Genomic DNA, 18185 nt, shown 5'->3' with positions numbered 1-18185 from the left:
CGCCGACTCAGGTCGGGACTCAATAAGCGGCTTAAGGCCAAGGTGCAATGAGGGACGCAGATACGGAAGCGATGGGAGCCATGCGCCCCCGTCAATGCCGGATCGCCGCTTCCCCCGTCGTCTCCGCGCTCAGCCAGTCGACCACGCCGGCCAGGGCATCCCGGTTCGACAGGCCCCGGCCGACCGCTTCGGTATAGAGCGTCAGCTGCTGGTCGGCGCTGGTGCCCCGGGCCACGATCCAGCGGGCGAGGTCGACCTCGCGCTGGCAGCCGAGCTCCTTCGCGTCCTCCGCCACGAGGTCGAGGGTCTCGTGCAGCAGGTCCCGCACGGGCTTGGCGGCGCGCGTCTTCTCGTCGACGAAGCTGCCGTGGATGCCGTAGCGCTGGGCGCGCCAGCCGTTCTCCTCGTTGATCGCGCGCGAGGCTCCGGTCTGCCCGGCATTGAGCGTGGGATCGAGGCTCAGGCGCCGCACCAGGCAGCGGTAGAGCGCGGCGATGGCGATGGTGTCGTCGAGCCGCGTGCAGCTGTCGGCGACGCGCAGCTCCAGGGTCGGGTGCTTGAGTGAGGGCCGGATCACCCACCAGACATAGCTCGAATTCTCGATCGCGCGGGCGGCGACGAGGGTGTCGATGTAGCGCTGGTAGTCCTGCTCGCTTTCGAACAGGTCCGGAAAGCCCGTGCGCGGCAACTCGCGATAGGCGGCGAGCCGGTAGCCGAGCAGGCCCGTGCGCTGCGCCTGCCAGAAGGGCGAGGAGGTGGACAGGGCCAGGAACAGCGGCAGATACGGCTGCATGCGGTTCATGATGTCCACGCGCTTGCCCGGATCGGGCACCTCGACATGGACATGCATGCCGCACAGCACGTTGCGGCTGCCCAGCATCTGCAGGTCGTGCATCACCTTGCCGTAGCGCGGCTGCGCCGTGGGGCGCACGCGGGACCAGACGGCGAGCGGATGCGTGCCCGAGGCCATGATGGACAGGTTGAAGTCGCGCGCCACCGAGCCGACGGCCGAACGCATCTCGGCGAGCTGGGCGCGGGCCTCGGCGAGCTCAAGGGAGGGCTTGGTGGCGATCTCGAGCTGCGGCTCCAGCATCTCGGGCTGGATGTCGCCCGACACCCGATCCCGGCACGCGGCGAAGAACTCCCTGATCTTTCCCTTGGCAATATCCCGCTTCGGCGCATCGTTGACGAAGTACTCCTCCTCGATGCCGAACCTGAAATCCCAGCTCATTTCCTTGTGACCTCTTTATTGTTCAGAAATGACCTTCTGCGCATGCGGGTCGTCCTGCAGCGACCGCCCCAAACTCCGGCTCAATGGGGCCGGAATGGGGCAGATCGGCGTGAAACTGCTAAGCTTATGAATCTAGGCGCGGATCGGCGCGGGTCGTCGTCGGACGATGCCGTCAGCTCCAGTCGCCGAGCACTGATTGGACGATCGCCAGGGCAGCCACAGCGGCTGTGTCGGCACGCAGGATTCGCGGTCCCAACGATACGCAAACACATCTTTCGTGGGCGGCGACAAGCGCTCTCTCCTGATCGGTGAACCCGCCTTCGGGTCCCACGATAACGACAAGGCCAGCTTGATTGTTCCCAAGCTTGGCGAGGGCCTGGACCGGGTTGGAAACGGGGGCGTCCTCGTCGCAGAAGACGACGAGATGCTCCGGGTCCAAGTCCTTGAGAAACCGCTCCAAACTCAGTTCCTCGCGCACCTCCGGAATCGACAGGATCCCGCATTGCTCGGCAGCCTCGATCACGTTGCTGCGCATGCGCTCCAGGTTGACCCGGCTGGCCTGGGTCCGGCGCGTCAGGATGGGCTGGAGAACGCCCGCCCCCATCTCGACCGCCTTCTGCACCATGTAGTCGAGGCGGGCATGCTTGAGGGGGGCGAAGGCGTAGACGATGGCAGATGCCGGGCCCTGCTCGCGGGTCCTCTCCCGGCAGACGAGGTCGGCGGCCTTGCGCCCCTCCACGGAGACTTCGGCCCGCCACTCCCCGTCCCGCCCGTTGAAGACCAGCACCGCCTCCCCGTCCCTGAGGCGCAGGACGTTCAGGAGGTAGTTGGCCTGACCCCGGTCGAGGGCGACCCGGGCGCCGGCCTGGAGCGGCGCGTCGACGAAGAGGCGGGGAGCGTTGAAGTCGTATTCGGCCATGGTCACCTTCGGTGTGCGGTCCAGCTCTACCAATTTCCCTGCCGGCCCGGGAGGGGCGACGGCTCCGGTTACCGGAAATTCAGGTGCGGCATGGCACAGCTTGCGCCGGAGGCGGCCATTCGCCTCTTGGCCTTCCGGCCCCGAACCTGTTAACAGAACGCAGGCGCGCGAGACATCACGGGCTTATTGAGGGAATTTGGGCATGATGCATATCCGTTCGCACCTCCTGTCGGCCTTTGCCGTCGCCGGCCTCTTCATGAGCGCCGATGCCGTGGATTCCGCAGCTCGGGCGCAGGCGAGCAGCTGCGCCGACGGCCAGAAGATCATCGCCGAGCGCCGCAGCCTGGGCGAGCAGTTCCAGAAGCTCAGCAACGGCGGCAAGGACAAGAAGCTCGACCCTCGCGCCGCCTGCGGCCTCTTCACCAAGCTCGCCGCCAACGGCGATGCGGGCGTGAAGTGGATGACCGAGAACAAGGATTGGTGCCAGATCCCCGACAAGGTGTTCGAGGATTTCACGACCGAGCACAAGCGCATCCAGACCGTCAAGGGCCAGGCCTGCCAGGCCGCCGCGAAGATGGCGGAGATGGAAAAGCGCGCCAAGCAGCAGGCCCAGCAAGCCCAGCAGGGCGGCCTTGCCGGCAAGATGGGCGGCGGCCTGACCGGCACCCTGAGCATCCCGAAGGGCGCGCTCTGAGCCGGCTCCTGCTTCCGTGACGGAGCCTCACGCCGCGCCCTCCCTGCCCGATGCCGTCCGGGGCCATTGGGCCGAGCGGTGGGCCCCCTCGGGCCTGAAGCCCTACCTGCGCCTCGCCCGCATCGAGCGGCCCATCGGCTGGTGGCTCCTGCTCCTGCCGTGCTGGTGGTCGGCTGCGCTGGCGGCTCTCCATGGCGGCCGGCCCTGGCCCGATCCCGTCCACTGCCTCCTCTTCCTCGTCGGGGCCGTGGCCATGCGCGGAGCGGGCTGCACCTACAACGACATCGTCGACCGGGATCTCGACACCCGGGTGGAGCGCACCCGCCAGCGCCCCCTGCCCTCGGGCCAGGTCTCCCTGAAGGGCGCCCTGGCCTTTCTCGCCCTCCAGGCCCTCGTCGGCCTCGTCGTGCTCCTGCAGTTCAACGGCTTTGCCATCGCGACCGGCTTCGCCTCGCTTGGCATCGTCGCACTCTACCCGTTCATGAAGCGGTTCTTCTGGATGCCGCAGATCGTCCTGGGGCTTGCCTTCGCCTGGGGAGCGCTGATGGGCTGGGCCGCGGCCTTCGGCTCCCTCGGCGGCGCGGCCGTCCTGCTCTATCTCGGCAGCATCGCCTGGGTGGTGGGCTACGACACCGTCTACGCGCTGCAGGACATCGAGGATGACGAGGTCGTCGGGATCAAGTCCTCCGCGCGGTTCTTCGGCGAGCGGGTGAAGCCCGGCGTCGGCCTGTGCTATGCCCTCGCTATCCTCTTCATGGCTGCGGCCTTCGTGCAGGCGGGAGCGGGAGCCCTTTCCTTTGCGGGGCTCGCCCTCTTCGCGCTCCACCTCGCCTGGCAGGTGGCGCGCATCGACCGGAGGGATGGAGCCGGGGCGCTGCGCCTCTTCCGCTCCAACCGGGATGCGGGGCTGATCCTTTTCGCGGCCCTGACCCTCGACTGCCTGCTCTAGCCTCCCGCCGCACCGAAAAGGCCGGGTTCCGGGCGACAGGATATGGTATCTGCCCGGCGTCACCCCCATGTCAGGCCCGATGCTGCTCCCCTCCTCCCCTTCCATGTCCTCCCTGGCGCCCGCCGTGCGCGAAGCCGCGCGGCAGGCGGGCGAGCTGGCGCTGCCCTACTTCCGGTCGGGCGCCCAGACCGCCGCCAAGCTCTGGTACAAGGGGCACAGCTCCCCCGTGACAGAGGCGGACATCGCTCTCGACACCTTCCTGAAGCGCTGCCTCACCGAGCTCCTGCCCCAGGCCGGCTGGCTCTCGGAGGAGACGGCGGACGACCCGTCACGGCTCGGGCAGAGCCATGTGTGGATCGTCGATCCCATCGACGGCACCCGCGCCTTCGCCACCGGCCATCCGGACTGGGCGATCTCGATCGCGCTGGTCAAGGACGGCGCGCCGGTTCTCGGCATCCTCCATGCCCCGATCCACAACCGCCTCTACGAGGCGAGGTCCGGCGAGGGAGCCTGGTGCAACGGCGAGCGGCTTCACCTGTCCGCCGCCGAGGCCGGCAGTCGCGCGCGGGTGGCGGGCCCGAAGCCCCTCGTGGACAGGCTGGAGCGCCGCCTCGGCCCCGTGGAGCGCCTGCCGAAGGTCCCCTCCCTCGCGCTCAGGCTGGCACGGGTGGCGGAGGGCTCCATCGATGTCGGCCTCGTCTCGGCCCATGCCCAGGACTGGGACATCGCCGCCGCGGACCTCATCCTGCGGGAGGCGGGCGGCTGCCTCACGGAGCTCGACGGTTCGACCCCTGTCTACAACAAACCCCAGCCCTCCCACGATGAGATGATTGCCGTTGCGTCACGGTTGCATCCTCGTGCTATTGGAGCCATGAGAGCCTGAAGATTGTTGGCTCCAGCCTCACATCATCCGACAACCCTCGTTGAAAGCAGCCTTTCGTCATGACCGAAACGTCCGGCAAGCAACTCCTGCATCTGGTCTTCGGCGGTGAGCTCACCAGCCTCGAATCCACCGACTTCAAGGACCTTTCCAAGATCGACATCGTCGGCATCTTCCCGAACTACGCCTCGGCCCATGCGGCCTGGAAGGCCAAGGCCCAGGCGACCGTGGACAACGCGCACATGCGCTACTTCATCGTCCACCTCCACCGCCTCCTGGATCCACAGAACGGCTGACCGCCACCTCGCGATGGGTCTCGTCAAGCGCATCTCCCGCTCGCGCGCCGTTCAGGAAGCCCTGGGCTTCCTGGTCGCGGGCTATCTCAAGTTCGTGCAGCGGACGAACCGGTTCGTCATGGAGCCGGCGGATGCCTATGACCGGATCGACATGCCCGTGATCGCCGCCATGTGGCACGGGCAGCATTTCATGATTCACTTCGCCAAGCGGCCGCAGGACCGGGCCGCGAGCCTCGTCTCCCGCTCGGGCGACGGCGAGTTCAACGCCATCGCCCTGCGCCATCTCGGCGTGCGCGCCATCCGCGGCTCCGGGGCCCGGGGCCGCGACATCCGCAAGAAGGGCGGCGTCCAGGCCATGCGCGCCATGCTGCGGGCTCTGAGCGAGGGGGAAATGGTGGTGATGACCGCCGACATCCCGAAGATCTCGCGGGTCTGCGGCCAGGGCATCGTCACCCTCGCGCAGCTCTCGGGCCGGCCCATCGTGCCCGTCGCGGTGGTCACGAGCCGGCGCATCGACTTCAACAGCTGGGACAGGGCCAGCATCGGCCTGCCCTTCGGCCGCGGCGCCATGGTGCTGGGCGAACCGATCCACGTGCCCCGCGATGCGGACGAGCAAAGGCTGGAGGAGCTGCGCAGGACGGTCGAGCAGGAGCTCGACTGGGTGCACGAGCGGGCCTATGGCCTGGTCGGCTCGAAGGACCCGGGCGCCAAGCAGGCGTCCCTTCTGGCAGGAGGCTCCCGGGCATGAGCTTCCCCGTCGTGTTCAAGACGTACCGGACCCTCGTCTCCCTGCTGGAGCCGGCCGTGCTCGGCCTGCTCTACTGGCGCCAGCGCAAGGGCCGCGAGGACCGGACGCGGCTCGGCGAGCGGCAGGGCTATCCCAGCCGGCAGCGGCCCAAGGGTCACCTGGTCTGGGTCCATGGCGCAAGCATCGGCGAGACCCTGTCCCTGCTGCCCGTGGTCGAGCGCATGACCCAGCGCGGCCTTGCCGTTCTCGTCACCTCGGGCACCCGCACCTCGGCCGAGCTGATCGCGCGCCGGCTTCCACCGGGTTCGGTGCATCAGTTCGTTCCCCTGGACGTGCCACGTTACATCAAGCGCTTCCTGGATCACTGGCGGCCGGACCTGGCGCTGATCGCCGAATCGGAGATCTGGCCGAACACCATCATGGCGCTCGCCGAGCGGGACATCCCGCTCGTCATGGTCAACGGCCGCATGTCGGACCGCTCCTACCAGCGCTGGCAGAAGATGCCGGGAATCATCCGCGGCCTGCTCGAACGCTTCGCCCTGTGCCTCGCCCAGACCTCCGAGGACGCGGAGCGGCTCGCCCGGCTCGGTGCGCCGCGGGTGGCCGTGACCGGCAACATCAAGTTCGACGCGGCGCCCCCGCCCGCCGACCCGCGGGTCGTGGCGCATCTCTCCGGGCTCATCGCCGGACGCCCGGTCTGGCTTGCCGCGAGCACGCATCCGGGGGAGGAGAGCGCCATCGTCGCCGTCCACCGCGCGCTCGCCAAGCGCCACCCCAACCTCCTGACCATCATCGCGCCCCGGCATCCGCATCGGGGGCCGGAGGTCGCGGCCATCGCCGGCCAGGCGGGGCTGCGCGCGAGCCGGCGCTCGGAGGGCATCCATCCCGACCGGGCGACGGATATCTACGTGGTCGACACCGTGGGCGAGATGGGCCTGTTCTACCGGCTCTCCCCCATCGTGCTCATGGGCGGAACCCTGGTGCCCGTCGGCGGGCACAACCCCATCGAGCCGGCGAAGCTGGGCGCAGCCATCCTGCACGGCCCGCACGTCCACACCGCCGCGGAGATCTACGAGGCCCTCGACCGCGCGCGCGGCGCTCTGATGGCCAAGGACGGCGCCACCCTGGCCCGGGCGGTGAGCGAGCTGCTCGGCAACGCCGCGCTCACCCGGGACATGGCCCGGGCGGCAGGCGAAGTCGTGCAGGCCCTGGGCGGAGCCGTCGACCGCACCATGCAGTCGGTCGAGCCCTTCATCGTGCAAGCCAAGCTGGGGGCGCGCCGCTGATGCGCGCGCCGGATTTCTGGTGGGATCCGCAGGCGGCCTGGCCGGCCAGCCTCCTGCGCCCGGCCGGCCTGGTCTACGGCGCCGTGGCGACGCGGCGGATGCGCCGAAGGGGCGAGCGGGCCAGCCTGCCCGTGATCTGCATCGGCAACTTCACCGCGGGCGGAGCCGGCAAGACGCCCACGGCCCTTGCGGTTGCACGCATCCTCGACGCGGCAGGCGAAAGTCCCGCCTTCCTGACCAGGGGCTATGGCGGCCGCCTGCGCGGCCCGATCCAGGTGCGGGCAAAGCATAAGGCCGCCGACGTGGGCGACGAGCCGGTCCTGCTGTCGAAGGCGAGCCGCACCATCGTCTCGAGCGACCGCCCCGCCGGCGCGCGCCTCGCCTATGAGATGGGCTCCACCGTCATCGTCATGGACGACGGGCTGCAGAACTCCTCCCTCGTCAAGGATTGCGCCATCGCCGTCGTCGACGGAGCTGTCGGGGTCGGCAACGGACTCCCCCTGCCCGCCGGCCCGCTGCGCGCGCCGCTGGACACGCAATGGCCCTTGGTCGATGCGGTGATCGTGATCGGCGAGGGAGAGCCGGGACGGCAGCTCGCGGAACAGGCGGCGAACCGGGGCAAGCGGGCTTTCACGGCCCGACTGGAGCCTGCGGCAGGGGCCGCCCAGGCGCTGAAAGGCACCCGGGTCCTGGCCTTCGCCGGCATCGGGCGGCCGGAAAAATTCTTCGACACCCTGCGCGCCTGCGGCGCCGTCGTGGAGGCGACGCGGTCCTTTCCGGACCATCACCCCTACCGGGCCTCCGAGCTTGCGGCCCTGCGCCAGGAGGCCCAGGCCCTCGGCCTTCGGCCCGTCACCACAGAGAAGGATCTTGCGCGCATCGCCGCCCTGGCCGAAGCGGAGCCCTGGCCCGAGCTTCAGGCGCTGCCGGTGCGGCTCGCGATCGAGAACGAGGCGGCCCTGCGCAACCTGATCCTGCGCCGGGTCAACGAGCGGCGCCTGAGGCCTGCCTGAGCCGGTCTCAGGCCTTCTTCGGAACCTGCCCGGTCAGGCGCATCATCACCGCCTCCGGCGAGGCATAGGGCTCCTGGCGCTCCACGCTCCAGTACTTCAGCTCGTCCAGGGGGATCTCGACGCCGGTGACGGCGCAGCGCACGAAGGCGCCGGGCTTCACCACCCGGAGATTGCTGTCGAGATACTGCACGACGGCTTCGCCGCCGCTGCGTTCGAGCTTGTTCAACATGGACGACATCGGGGCTCTATGTTGCGCCTGCCCTTCACATAAGCAAGCCGCGCGAGGTTTCCAACACTTGCCTAGAGCGCTTTTCGGCGAAGTGGGTCCGGTTCGCCGCCCAAAAAAGCGCGACTAAGCAAAGACTAGAGCCGATTCCACATCAGTGGAATCGGCTCTAGAACAGGGCGCCCTGCTCTTCGGCCACGACGAGCTTCGGCTTCACGGGCCTCGGCCGCGTGCCGATACGCCCTCCGGTGGCATCCGCCTTGCCGTCGGCGAATTCGAGCACGAGGGCCTGGCCGTCGAGCACCGCCTCCGCCGAGTGGAGCGGCTGTCCGCCCGCATCGCGCACGAGGGCGAAGCCGCGCTTGAGCACGGACTTGTAGTTCAGGCTGTCGAAGAGCTTGGACACCGCCTCGAGCTGCCGCGCCTTGCGGGCGAGCTGGCCTTCGAGCGCAGGCAGGAGGCGCTCGGCGACCCGCTGGGCGAGTTCGTGCGCCTGGGCCAGGCGCGTGCGCTCCGCGCGCACCAGCGTCTCGCGGGAGACGACCAGCCTTTCGCCCATCTGCTTCAGGGTTTCCTTCCTCAGCAGGACGGAGCGGCAGACCGCGTTGTGCGGGCGCGTTCCCACCGCATCGAGCCGCGCGCGCATCCGGGCGACACTCGCCACGGGCGAGAGATGCGCAAGCTGGCGGGAGAGCTTGTGCAGCCGCTCCTCGTGGCCGCGGGCGTTGCGCGCGAGCGCCGGGTAGAGCTTGGCGGCGGCGAGATCGAGGCGCTGGCGCTTGGGCGAGAACAGGGCCTCGGGGCTCGGGAGGGCACGGGCCGTGGCACGCAGGTCCGACCGCCGCCGCTCCACGAGGCGCAGCGCCGCCTCCCCATGGCGGCGGGAGAGATCGTTGACCGCGGCGATGAGCTCGACGCGCACCGGCACCACCATCTCGGCCGCCCCCGTCGGCGTCGGCGCGCGAACGTCGGCGGCATGGTCGATGAGGGTGGTGTCGGTCTCGTGGCCCACCGCCGAGACGAGGGGAATCGCGCTCTCGGCCGCGGCCCGGACCACGACCTCCTCGTTGAAGCCCCACAGGTCCTCGATGGAGCCGCCGCCGCGGGCGACGATGAGCACGTCGGGGCGGGGAATCTTCCCGCCCGGCTCCAGCGCATTGAAGCCCCGGATCGCGGCCGCGACCTCCGCCGCGCAGGTCTCGCCCTGCACGCGAACGGGCCACACCAGCACCCGGCGGGGGAAGCGGTCCTCGAGCCGGTGGAGGATGTCGCGGATCACCGCGCCTGTGGGCGAGGTGACGACGCCGATCACCCCCGGCAGGAACGGCAGGCGCCGCTTGCGCTCGGGCGCGAACAGCCCCTCCGCGTTGAGCTTCCGGCGCCGCTCCTCCAGGAGCGCCATGAGGGCGCCGATGCCGGCGGGCTCCAGCGCCTCCACGACGATCTGGTACTTGGACGAGCCCGGGAAGGTGGTGATGCGCCCGGTGGCGATGACCTCCATCCCCTCCTCGGGGCGGATCCTCAGCTTGGCGAAGGCGCCCTTCCAGATCACCGCATCGATGCGGGCGTTCTGGTCCTTGATGCAGAAATAGGCATGCCCCGAGGAATGCGGCCCGCGGTAGCCCGACACCTCGCCCCGGAGGCGCACATGGCCGAACGCATCCTCCAGGGTGCGCTTGAGGGCGCCCGCGAGGTCCGAAACCGACCACTCATGGGCATTCGAGGGGGTTTTTTCTGCGAACATGGGGTGAACCTAGTTCCTCCCACAGGGGTCTGCCAAGGGCATGGACGCAACAGGGAGCGAGAACGGCACGCTATCCCCTGTGCATTTCGCCGCGCCCTTCGATCGGACCGCGACGGCGACGTTTCCGGGTAGGCGAGCGGCCTCAGAGCCGCTAAGAGCCCAAACGTCATCAGGGAGGCCTTGCCATGAACATCCTTCTCATCGGTTCCGGCGGACGGGAACATGCCCTCGCCCGCAGCCTCTCGGCGAGCCCCCTCTGCAGCAAGCTGCTGATCGCCCCGGGCAATCCCGGCACGGCGCAGTACGGCACCAATGTGGCCCTCGACGTCGCCGACCACCGGGCGGTGATCGATTTCTGCCGGGTGATGGGCATCGGCTTCGTGGTGGTCGGGCCGGAGGCGCCCCTCGTCGCCGGCCTCGTGGACGACCTGAAGGGCGCCGGCATCAAGGCCTTCGGACCGAGCAGGGCTGCCGCCCAACTCGAAGGGTCCAAGGCCTTCACCAAGGATCTGTGCGCCGAGTTCGGCATCCCCACCGCCGCCTACCGGCGCTTCACCGATGCTGAAGCCGCGAAGGCCTATGTGCGCAGTTACGGCGCGCCGATCGTGGTGAAGGCGGATGGCTTGGCTGCCGGCAAGGGCGTGGTGGTCGCCCTGTCGTTCGAGGAGGCGGAGGCCGCCATCGACATGATGATCGGCGGCGGCCTCGGCGCTGCCGGGGCGGAGGTGGTGATCGAGGCCTTTCTCGAAGGCGAGGAGGCGAGCTTCTTCGCGCTCTGCGACGGCACCCGCGCGATTCCCTTCGGCACGGCCCAGGACCACAAGCGCGTGTTCGACGGCGACGAGGGTCCCAATACCGGCGGCATGGGGGCCTATTCCCCCGCCGCCGTGCTGACGCCGGAGCTGCAGGCGCGCGTCATGCGGGAGATCATCGAGCCGACGCTCGCCGGCATGAAGGCGCGCGGCATGCCCTATACGGGCATTCTCTATGCGGGGCTGATGCTCACGAAGGCCGGGCCGCAGCTCATCGAATACAATGCCCGCCTCGGCGATCCGGAAACCCAGGTGCTGCTGCCGCGCCTGAGATCCGACCTCGTGGCGGCGCTGCTCGCCGCCTGCGACGGCGCTCTCGACGGGGTCTCCCTGCAATGGTCGGATGCTGCGGCGCTCACCGTCGTGATGGCGGCCAAGGGCTATCCGGGCGCGGTCGAGAAGGGCTCCGAGATCAGGGGCCTCGCCCAGGCCGAGGCGCTCAACGACGTGATCGTCTTCCATGCCGGCACGAAGCAGGATGGAGACCGGATCCTCGCCCATGGCGGGCGGGTGCTCAACGTGACCGCGCTTGGCTCCACCATCACCGAGGCCCAGAGGCGGGCTTACGACGCCGTGGACAGGATCGACTGGCCCGAAGGCTTCTGCCGTCGCGACATCGGCTGGCGTGCGGTGGAGCGCGAGCGGGCCTGACATCCGTCTACCCCTATTGACGGATGACGCTAGGTAAGTTTTCTCTCGTTCGGGTTGCGCCTCTTTTTCCAGGGCCGCCGCGTCCACTTTGGCGCTGTGCGCTCTAGCTTCCTCCGAGGCCCTTTCACAACGCTGAGTGGCTGTCCATGAGCGACGATCTCTTTCCCGGTTTCGAAAGCCACTGGATCGACACGGAGGTCGGGCGCATCTTCGCGCGCAGCAAGGGCAGCGGAAGGCCGCTGGTGCTGCTGCACGGCTTTCCTCAGACCCATGCCATGTGGCACCACCTGGCGCCTGCTCTCGCCGAGACGCACCGGGTGGTCTGCATGGACCTGCGCGGGTATGGCTGGTCCACCGCGCCGAAAGGCGATGCGAAGCACGAGACCTATTCCAAGCGCGCCATGGGCCGCGACGTGATCCAGGTGATGGAAGCCTTGGGCCATGTGCATTTCGCCGTTGCCGGGCACGATCGCGGCGCGCGCGTCGGCTATCGGCTCGCCCTCGACCATCCCGGCCGCGTGGAGCGCCTCGCGCTCCTGGACATCCTGCCGACCTATCACGTTTGGGAGCAGATGCGGGCGGGCGCGATCCCGGAAGCGCATTGGGGCTATCTCTCCCAAGCCTATCCCAAGCCGGAGGAGGAGATCGGACGCGATCCGATCCCCTATTTCGAGGGGCTCATGCGCAAATGGTCCGCGGCTGGCGATCTGAGCGCCTTCGACCACCGCGCGCTGCACGCCTACTGGCAGAGCTGCAACGAGCCTTCGCGCATCCATGCCTTCTGCGAGGATTACCGCGCCGGCGCCACCCAGGATATCGAGGCGGACGAGGCCGACCTTGCCGCAGGCAGGACGATCCAGTGCCCCACCTACCTGATCTGGAGCGACTTCTATCTCGTCGGCGGCGCCATGGGGCATGAGCAGAAGCCGCTCGATATCTGGCGCCGCAGCTTCGCCCCGAAGGTGCACGGCATCGGCGTCACCTCCGGGCACTTCGTGGCCGAGGAGAACCCAGGCGCCACCCTGGAGGCGCTCAGGTCGTTTCTGCTGAGCTGACAGGCTCCCTTGCAGGAACCCGTCGCGCGGGCGGCACGTTCACCGCTGCACACGGGATCCCTTTCCATGACAAAGCACAACCCCGAGCAGCCGCCGCTGCAAGGCTCGTCCTCCGAGAGTGAGATCATTCCGCTTGCGGAGGAGGAGCTGCGCCTCGACAAGCGTGTCGCGACCAAGGGCAAGGTGCGGATCAGCACTGCCGTCGATTCCCGAACCGAGCTCGCGAAAGCCACGCTCGACGGCGAGACGGTGGAGGTCACGCGCGTTCCCGTCGACAGGATCGTCGATCACGCGCCCGACATCCGCACAGAAGGCGATGTGACGATCATTCCCGTGCTCGAGGAAGTGCTCGTCGTGGAGAAGCGGCTGGTGCTGAAGGAGGAGCTGCATGTGCGCAAGCGCATGACGCAGGAAACCGTCGAGGTGCCGGTCGAGCTTCGCAAGCAGCGCGCGATCGTCGAGCGCATTCCCGCCGACGAGGACGATGCAGCCGCCAAGCCGTGAAATCGCGCCGTTGCAGCCTGGGCAAGGGAACGAAGTCGCCGAACCGCTATTGGTAGGTCAGTGCTCCGTTGCGGCGATATTGCAGTGTCAGGCCAAGCTTTCCTGAATGCGCAATGCTGAGCAGCTTCGCGTCACCTCATCGGCAAACTTTGGAGAACATGCGCAATGGCCAAAACCGTCACCTGCCTCTTCGGCAGCGAATCCCAGGCTTCCGCAATCGTGCGCGAGCTGGAGCAGTCGGGCATTTCCCGTGGAAGCATCTGCCTGTTCAGCAACTCGGGCAACAACCGTTTCTGGGACGGCACCAGCAGCTTCGACGAGAGCTCGAGCGGCTCGCATCATGATCGTGTCGAGCATTACCTGATCTCCAACGGCGTGCCGCACGACGATGCCCGCGCCTATGCGGAAGGCGTGCGCCGCGGCCACACGCTCGTGGCCGTGCGCTGCGACGAAGACGAGGTCGACCGTGTCGTCGACATCCTCGACGATGACGACGTCCTCGATCTCGACGAGCGGCAGGATTCGTGGCGCTCGGAAGGCTGGAGCGGCTACGGTTCGGACACGGGCGAGCTCGGCACGGGTGCTGCCACCACATCGGCCGGCATGCTCGGCGCGGGCGACCTGAGCGGCGGCGGCATGCGTGACCGCAGCGGCCTCGAAGGCGACCGCCTCCATGCCCAGGGCCGCAGCACGGGCCAAGGCGACGAGGTGATCCCCGTTACGGAGGAGGAGCTGCATGTCGGCAAGCGCGAGGTGAGCCACGGCCGCGTGCGCATCCGCTCGCACGTGACCGAGCGTCCGGTTCAGGAGCAGGTGACGCTGACCGAAGAGCGCGTCGCCGTGGAGCGGCGCCCGGTGGAAGGCTCCATGCGGGCCGGCTCCGTCGACAACGGCGACCTGTTCCGCGAGCGCACCGTCGAGATGGAGGAGCGCGCCGAGGAAGCGGTGGTCTCCAAGGAGGCCCGGGTCGTCGAGGAGGTGGTCGTGCGCAAGGAGGCCGACCAGCGCACCGAGACGGTCTCCGACACGGTGCGCCGCACCGAGGTCGAGGTCGAGGACGAGCGCGGCAACACCGTCTCCCGCACCGGCACCACGGACGACAAGCGCTGAAGCCCGTTTCCAGGCTTCAGGACAGAGCCCGGAGCATCGCTCCGGGCTTTTTTAGTGCCCTCTGCCAGCAGACGATATGATTTTTTACCTACAACGCCCAATCGCGCCCGGAACAGAACCGCACCTCGTGCGCCATCACACAGCTTTTTCCCTTGCGACAGCTAAACAGGAAGCGTACGACACGTGATTACGTATCAATCAAGGGGGCGCTCATGGCCGAGGGAGTAGCTAGTTTCATCAATCTGAGGTCCACCGGAACCAGCGGCGCCCTCACCCGCTACGCCGATGGCCGCTTCCTGTCGGTCTGGACGGACTTCGACCAGAGCGGACGGGCCTACGTCTATGGCAAGGTCTTCAACGCTGACGGCACGGCGGCAGGCAACCATTTCCTGATCGACTCCGTTGCCAGCGCGATCTACAGGGACATCGCCGTCGAGACCCTGGCCGATGGCCGGACCATCGTGGCGTGGGTCAAGAGCGACGGCACGGGAGCCTCCGTTGTCGGCAAGGTGCTGAATACGGGCTTCGCTCCTTCCGGCGGGCTACTGGAACTCAGCCCCGATGTCGACTCCGAGGAGGCCCCGCAGCTTCATGCACTCGACGGTGGCGGGTTCACCCTGCTCTACAGAGGATCGGCCACCGTTCAAGGCCAGACCTACACGGGCCTGATCGCCCATTCCCTCAGTCCTGACGGAGCAGGATGGAAAACCGATTACCATGTCGCGGTCGAAGGCTTCGCAAACGATGGGAGCAACGCGACGACGGTCTTGAGGAACGGAACCTACGTCGCTGCAGCCTCGGTCCTGGCTCAAGGGGGCGGAGGGGTCAATGTGGGCGTCCTCATTCTTCGGGAGAACGGCGAATGGGAACCCCACGCGATCGACGACGTCCCTGGAGCAACCGGAGGGATCAATCCGGGCATCGGTGCTCTCGGCAATGACCGGTTCGTCGTCGTCTGGGAGGATGTGGAGGGACAAGGCCGGGTCATCCGGGCTCAGATCATCGACAGCACGGGTGCGAGCCTTGGAAATCCTTTCACCTTCGCGAAGCCCTCTGGCACCCTCGAAGGCACTCCCGTCGTCAAGCAACTTGCCGATGGCGGCTTCGCGCTCGCATTCGTGGTCGAGACGAGCGGGAACGAGAACCTCTATACTGCTGCCGTGAGCGGCAACGGTACCGTCCTCGATACAACACTCGTCGGCACGGTGACAGCCGGCGATCAATGGGACCCTTCGATCACTGCTCTCTCGGGCGACGACTATGCGGTGAGCTGGCAGAGCAACGGCGAGAGCGGCTCGCCGCAATACATCGTCGAGGTGATCGGCCGCGAAGGAATGGACGTCACGACCGTGATCACGCCCGGAGGTACCGGCGAGCCGCCTCCTCCCCCGCCTCCTCCGCCCCCGCCGCCCTCCGACAACACGTGGACCGGCACGCTTGGCAATGATCGATACGTGGGAACCGCAGCGTCGGAAACCATCAATGGCCGCGATGGCAACGATACGCTCAGCGGCGGTGCTGGCGACGACACCATTTTCGGCAGCTTTGGCAACGACAGAATCCGGGGCGGATTAGGGAATGACGTCCTGTCGAGCGGGGTCGGCTTCAACGAGTTCATCTTCGACACCAAGCCGAACAAGAGCACGAACAAGGACAAGATCCTCGACTTTCATTGGATCAACGACGAGATCTGGCTGGACAACAAGGTGTTCACGAAGCTCGGCAAGAAGGGCTCGGAGAAGAGCCCGGCCCTGCTCAAGAAGTCGTACTTCGCCTCGGAAAAGGCCAAGGACAAGGACGACTACATCATCTACAGCAAGAAGAAGGGCGTGCTCTCCTACGACGCCGACGGCTCGGGATCCAAGTACAAAGCCGTCGAGTTCGCGACCGTGAAACCCGGCACGAAGATCATCTGGGAGAGCTTCTACGTGATCTAGAGCGGCGGGCCCGCCCTAGCGCCGTTCCTCGAAGAAGGCGCGCAGGAGGGCCGCCGCCTCGCTCTCGCGGATGCCGCCATAGGCCTCGGGCGCATGGTGGCAGGTGGGCTGGTCGAAGAAGCGGACGCCGTTGTCGACGGCGCCGCCCTTCGGATCGTAGGCCGCGTAATAGACCCGGCGGATGCGGGCGAAGGAGATCGCCGCCGCGCACATGGTGCAGGGTTCGAGGGTCACGTAGAGATCGCAGCCGGGGAGCCGCTCGTCGTCGAGAGCTTCGCAGGCTTGGCGGATGGCGAGCATCTCGGCATGGGCGGAAGGATCGCGCAGCTCCCGCGGGCGGTTGCCGGCCGAGGCGACGATGCGCCCGTCCCTGACGACGGCAGCCCCCACCGGCACCTCCCCCCGCGCCGCGGCGGCGCGGGCCTCCGCGAAGGCCACGCTCATGGGATCCGCCCCGTCCGGATCGGGCGGCCTGTGATCGGCGTTGTCGGTCAAGCGCGTATCCTTGGCCCTCGCTTCTGCAGCCCTCCTCTGCTATCAGGCTCCCATGACCGACAGCAACGACAATCATCGCAGGGGCCGTTCGTCCGGACGCTCCGACCGCAGCCGCACCTCCGGCGACAGGCCCTTCCGCAAATCCCGCGACGGCGGCGACCGCTCCTCCCGCGCCCGGGGCGAGGACGAACACCCGCGCAAGCCGCGGCCCGCGGGGGACAAGCCCTTCCGCAGCCGCGATGGCGACAAGAAGCCCCTCCGTGCCCGCCGCGACGAGGGCGACCGCCCCTTCCGCGGCCGCACCGGCGACGAGCGCCCGCGCCGCTTCGACCGCGCCGCCGAGGACCGGCCCCGCCGCACCCGCGAGGAGCGCCCGGAAGCCCCGGTGGAGCCCGTGGAGCCCGCCGAGGACCGCATCGCCAAGGTGATCGCCCGCGCCGGCATCGCCTCCCGCCGCGATGCGGAGGCGATGATCGCGGAGGGCCGCGTGACCCTCAACGGCAAGGTGCTGGAGAGCCCCGCGGTCAACGTGACCGCCGCCGATACCATCACCGTGGACGGGGAGCCCCTGCCCGCCAAGGAGCGCACGCGCCTGTGGCTCTACCACAAGCCGCGCGGCCTCGTGACCACCGCCCGCGACCCGGAGGGCCGCCCGACGGTGTTCGAGAACCTGCCCGAGGACCTGCCGCGCGTGGTGGCGGTCGGCCGGCTCGACATCAACACGGAAGGGCTCCTGCTGCTCACCAACGACGGGGGGCTCGCCCGCGTCGTCGCCCATCCCGACACCGGCTGGCTGCGCCGCTACAAGGTGCGCGCCCATGGCGAGATCACCCAGGCGGACCTCGACCGGCTGCGCGACGGCATCTCCATCGACGGCATCGACTACGGCCCCATCGAGGCCCGCCTCGACCGGGTGCAGGGCGACAATGTGTGGATCACGATGGGCCTGCGCGAGGGCAAGAACCGCGAGATCAAGCGCATCCTTGAGCATCTCGGCATGCGGGTGAACCGCCTGATCCGCATGTCCTTCGGCCCCTTCCAGCTCGGCGACCTCGAGGTCGGCCTTGTGGAAGAGGTGAAGACCAAGGTGCTCAAGGACCAGCTCGGCGCGGCACTCGCGGCCGAAGCCGGCGTCGATTTCGAGAGCCCGGTGCGCGAGCCCATCGCCCCGTTCGGCTCCTTGAAGAAGGAACGCCCGGAGCGTGACGAGCGCCCCGCCCGCTCCGCCCGGGGCCGGGACGACGAGCGCCCGCGCCGCCGTCGCGACGACGACGAGCGGCCGTTCCGCGCCCGCGACGGCGAGCGCCACGGCCATGACGAGGAGGAGCCCAAGAAGCGCCCCTCCCGCCTCGAACCCAAGCGCAGCGTCTGGCGCGCCGGCGAAGACGAGGTGGCCCCGCGCAAGAAGGTTCCCCGCCGGGGCGCGGACCCGCGGGAGGAGCGCGCCGCCAAGGCGGAGCGCCCGCGCGAGCGCGTGGGCGCCATCGCCTCGGCGGAAGGCCGCAAGGTCGTGGTGGAGCGCCTCGTGCGCGTGCCGGAGGCGGAGGAGGCTCCCGCCCCGCGCCGCGGCCGCGGCGATGCAGCCGGGGGCGAGGAGCGCCCGCGCCGCCGCACGGCGGATCGCGATGCCGCCCC

General features: G+C 68.6%; 18 protein-coding genes. 13 read left to right on the top strand and 5 right to left on the bottom strand.

Translation table 11 applies throughout. The features are described from left to right. Positions 1–91 precede the first annotated feature (91 nt). Positions 92–1231, bottom strand: a complete 1140-nt coding sequence (locus tag GR303_RS14105) for a carboxylate-amine ligase (protein WP_161722890.1) — start codon at positions 1229–1231, stop codon at positions 92–94. Between the two features lie 172 nt (positions 1232–1403). Next, on the bottom strand, positions 1404–2150 hold the full coding sequence (locus GR303_RS14100; protein ID WP_161722889.1) for a 16S rRNA (uracil(1498)-N(3))-methyltransferase: 747 nt from the start codon (positions 2148–2150) through the stop codon (positions 1404–1406). Between the two features lie 202 nt (positions 2151–2352). Here GR303_RS14100 and GR303_RS14095 point away from each other — a divergent pair, with 202 nt between their 5' ends. The 7 genes from GR303_RS14095 (at position 2353) to lpxK (ending at position 8016) form a co-directional block, all read left to right on the top strand. Next, complete coding sequence (locus GR303_RS14095; RefSeq protein WP_161722888.1) at positions 2353–2844, top strand: hypothetical protein; 492 nt, start codon at positions 2353–2355, stop codon at positions 2842–2844. A gap of 16 nt (positions 2845–2860) precedes the next feature. After that, complete coding sequence (ubiA, locus tag GR303_RS14090; RefSeq protein WP_161722887.1) at positions 2861–3793, top strand: 4-hydroxybenzoate octaprenyltransferase; 933 nt, start codon at positions 2861–2863, stop codon at positions 3791–3793. 67 nt (positions 3794–3860) lie between these two features. Continuing rightward, the gene (locus GR303_RS14085; protein WP_246205544.1) at positions 3861–4676 is read left to right on the top strand and encodes an inositol monophosphatase family protein; all 816 of its coding nucleotides are present in this window, start codon (positions 3861–3863) and stop codon (positions 4674–4676) included. Between the two features lie 59 nt (positions 4677–4735). Then, positions 4736–4969, top strand: coding sequence for a DUF4170 domain-containing protein (locus GR303_RS14080; RefSeq protein ID WP_161722886.1), 234 nt, complete (start codon positions 4736–4738; stop codon positions 4967–4969). A gap of 13 nt (positions 4970–4982) precedes the next feature. Next, positions 4983–5717: a lysophospholipid acyltransferase family protein gene (locus tag GR303_RS14075; protein WP_161722885.1), complete on the top strand. Its 735-nt coding sequence runs from the start codon at positions 4983–4985 to the stop codon at positions 5715–5717. Beyond that, positions 5714–7003, top strand: coding sequence for a 3-deoxy-D-manno-octulosonic acid transferase (locus GR303_RS14070; protein ID WP_161722884.1), 1290 nt, complete (start codon positions 5714–5716; stop codon positions 7001–7003). The genes GR303_RS14075 and GR303_RS14070 overlap by 4 nt, the downstream gene beginning before the upstream one ends. Then, positions 7003–8016, top strand: coding sequence for a tetraacyldisaccharide 4'-kinase (lpxK, locus tag GR303_RS14065; protein WP_161722883.1), 1014 nt, complete (start codon positions 7003–7005; stop codon positions 8014–8016). Before GR303_RS14070 ends, lpxK begins: the two co-directional genes overlap by 1 nt. 7 nt (positions 8017–8023) lie before the next feature. Here the strand turns inward: lpxK and GR303_RS14060 are convergent, their stop codons facing one another. Continuing rightward, complete coding sequence (locus GR303_RS14060) at positions 8024–8245, bottom strand: DUF2093 domain-containing protein (RefSeq protein WP_161723098.1); 222 nt, start codon at positions 8243–8245, stop codon at positions 8024–8026. A 166-nt stretch (positions 8246–8411) separates the two neighbouring features. Then, complete coding sequence (xseA, locus tag GR303_RS14055; RefSeq protein WP_161722882.1) at positions 8412–9986, bottom strand: exodeoxyribonuclease VII large subunit; 1575 nt, start codon at positions 9984–9986, stop codon at positions 8412–8414. A 185-nt stretch (positions 9987–10171) separates the two neighbouring features. Between xseA and purD the strand changes: the two genes are divergently transcribed. From purD to GR303_RS14030, 5 genes are all read left to right on the top strand, one after another. Further along, entirely contained in the window at positions 10172–11449 is a 1278-nt protein-coding gene (gene purD, locus GR303_RS14050) for a phosphoribosylamine--glycine ligase (protein WP_161722881.1), read from the top strand. Positions 11450–11595: 146 nt separating this feature from the next. Continuing rightward, positions 11596–12504 carry an alpha/beta fold hydrolase gene (locus tag GR303_RS14045; RefSeq protein WP_201752062.1) on the top strand — a complete coding sequence of 303 codons (909 nt, stop codon included), beginning with the start codon at positions 11596–11598 and terminating at the stop codon, positions 12502–12504. Positions 12505–12570: 66 nt separating this feature from the next. Beyond that, a complete protein-coding gene (locus tag GR303_RS14040) occupies positions 12571–13008 on the top strand; it encodes a YsnF/AvaK domain-containing protein (protein ID WP_161722880.1) in 438 nt (145 codons plus the stop codon). A gap of 165 nt (positions 13009–13173) precedes the next feature. Next, the gene (locus tag GR303_RS14035; protein WP_161722879.1) at positions 13174–14118 is read left to right on the top strand and encodes a YsnF/AvaK domain-containing protein; all 945 of its coding nucleotides are present in this window, start codon (positions 13174–13176) and stop codon (positions 14116–14118) included. A 212-nt stretch (positions 14119–14330) separates the two neighbouring features. Then, positions 14331–16055 (top strand): calcium-binding protein, encoded by a 1725-nt coding sequence (locus GR303_RS14030; protein ID WP_161722878.1) that lies wholly within the window; start codon positions 14331–14333, stop codon positions 16053–16055. 15 nt (positions 16056–16070) lie between these two features. Here GR303_RS14030 and GR303_RS14025 read toward each other — a convergent pair whose 3' ends face one another. Continuing rightward, positions 16071–16499, bottom strand: a complete 429-nt coding sequence (locus tag GR303_RS14025) for a nucleoside deaminase (protein WP_161723096.1) — start codon at positions 16497–16499, stop codon at positions 16071–16073. 103 nt (positions 16500–16602) lie between these two features. Between GR303_RS14025 and GR303_RS14020 the strand changes: the two genes are divergently transcribed. Beyond that, positions 16603–18185, top strand: a 1583-nt coding sequence (locus GR303_RS14020; RefSeq protein WP_246726445.1) for a pseudouridine synthase, incomplete at its 3' end; no start/stop codon positions are given.

It is taken from the genome of Microvirga arsenatis (assembly GCF_009910705.1).
Taxonomy (GTDB): Bacteria; Pseudomonadota; Alphaproteobacteria; order Rhizobiales; family Beijerinckiaceae; genus Microvirga; species Microvirga arsenatis.
Note: the sequence above shows the minus strand (reverse complement) of the source record. Positions and strands in the feature narration are given on the sequence as shown.

Coding starts and splice junctions, on each gene's coding strand:
- GR303_RS14105 (WP_161722890.1), bottom strand. CDS start 1,231: ATGAGCTGGGATTTCAGGTTCGGCATCGAGGAGGAGTACTTCGTCAAC.
- GR303_RS14100 (WP_161722889.1), bottom strand. CDS start 2,150: ATGGCCGAATACGACTTCAACGCTCCCCGCCTCTTCGTCGACGCGCCG.
- GR303_RS14095 (WP_161722888.1), top strand. CDS start 2,353: ATGATGCATATCCGTTCGCACCTCCTGTCGGCCTTTGCCGTCGCCGGC.
- GR303_RS14085 (WP_246205544.1), top strand. CDS start 3,861: ATGTCAGGCCCGATGCTGCTCCCCTCCTCCCCTTCCATGTCCTCCCTG.
- GR303_RS14080 (WP_161722886.1), top strand. CDS start 4,736: ATGACCGAAACGTCCGGCAAGCAACTCCTGCATCTGGTCTTCGGCGGT.
- GR303_RS14075 (WP_161722885.1), top strand. CDS start 4,983: ATGGGTCTCGTCAAGCGCATCTCCCGCTCGCGCGCCGTTCAGGAAGCC.
- GR303_RS14070 (WP_161722884.1), top strand. CDS start 5,714: ATGAGCTTCCCCGTCGTGTTCAAGACGTACCGGACCCTCGTCTCCCTG.
- lpxK (WP_161722883.1), top strand. CDS start 7,003: ATGCGCGCGCCGGATTTCTGGTGGGATCCGCAGGCGGCCTGGCCGGCC.
- GR303_RS14060 (WP_161723098.1), bottom strand. CDS start 8,245: ATGTTGAACAAGCTCGAACGCAGCGGCGGCGAAGCCGTCGTGCAGTAT.
- xseA (WP_161722882.1), bottom strand. CDS start 9,986: ATGTTCGCAGAAAAAACCCCCTCGAATGCCCATGAGTGGTCGGTTTCG.
- purD (WP_161722881.1), top strand. CDS start 10,172: ATGAACATCCTTCTCATCGGTTCCGGCGGACGGGAACATGCCCTCGCC.
- GR303_RS14045 (WP_201752062.1), top strand. CDS start 11,596: ATGAGCGACGATCTCTTTCCCGGTTTCGAAAGCCACTGGATCGACACG.
- GR303_RS14040 (WP_161722880.1), top strand. CDS start 12,571: ATGACAAAGCACAACCCCGAGCAGCCGCCGCTGCAAGGCTCGTCCTCC.
- GR303_RS14035 (WP_161722879.1), top strand. CDS start 13,174: ATGGCCAAAACCGTCACCTGCCTCTTCGGCAGCGAATCCCAGGCTTCC.
- GR303_RS14030 (WP_161722878.1), top strand. CDS start 14,331: ATGGCCGAGGGAGTAGCTAGTTTCATCAATCTGAGGTCCACCGGAACC.
- GR303_RS14025 (WP_161723096.1), bottom strand. CDS start 16,499: ATGAGCGTGGCCTTCGCGGAGGCCCGCGCCGCCGCGGCGCGGGGGGAG.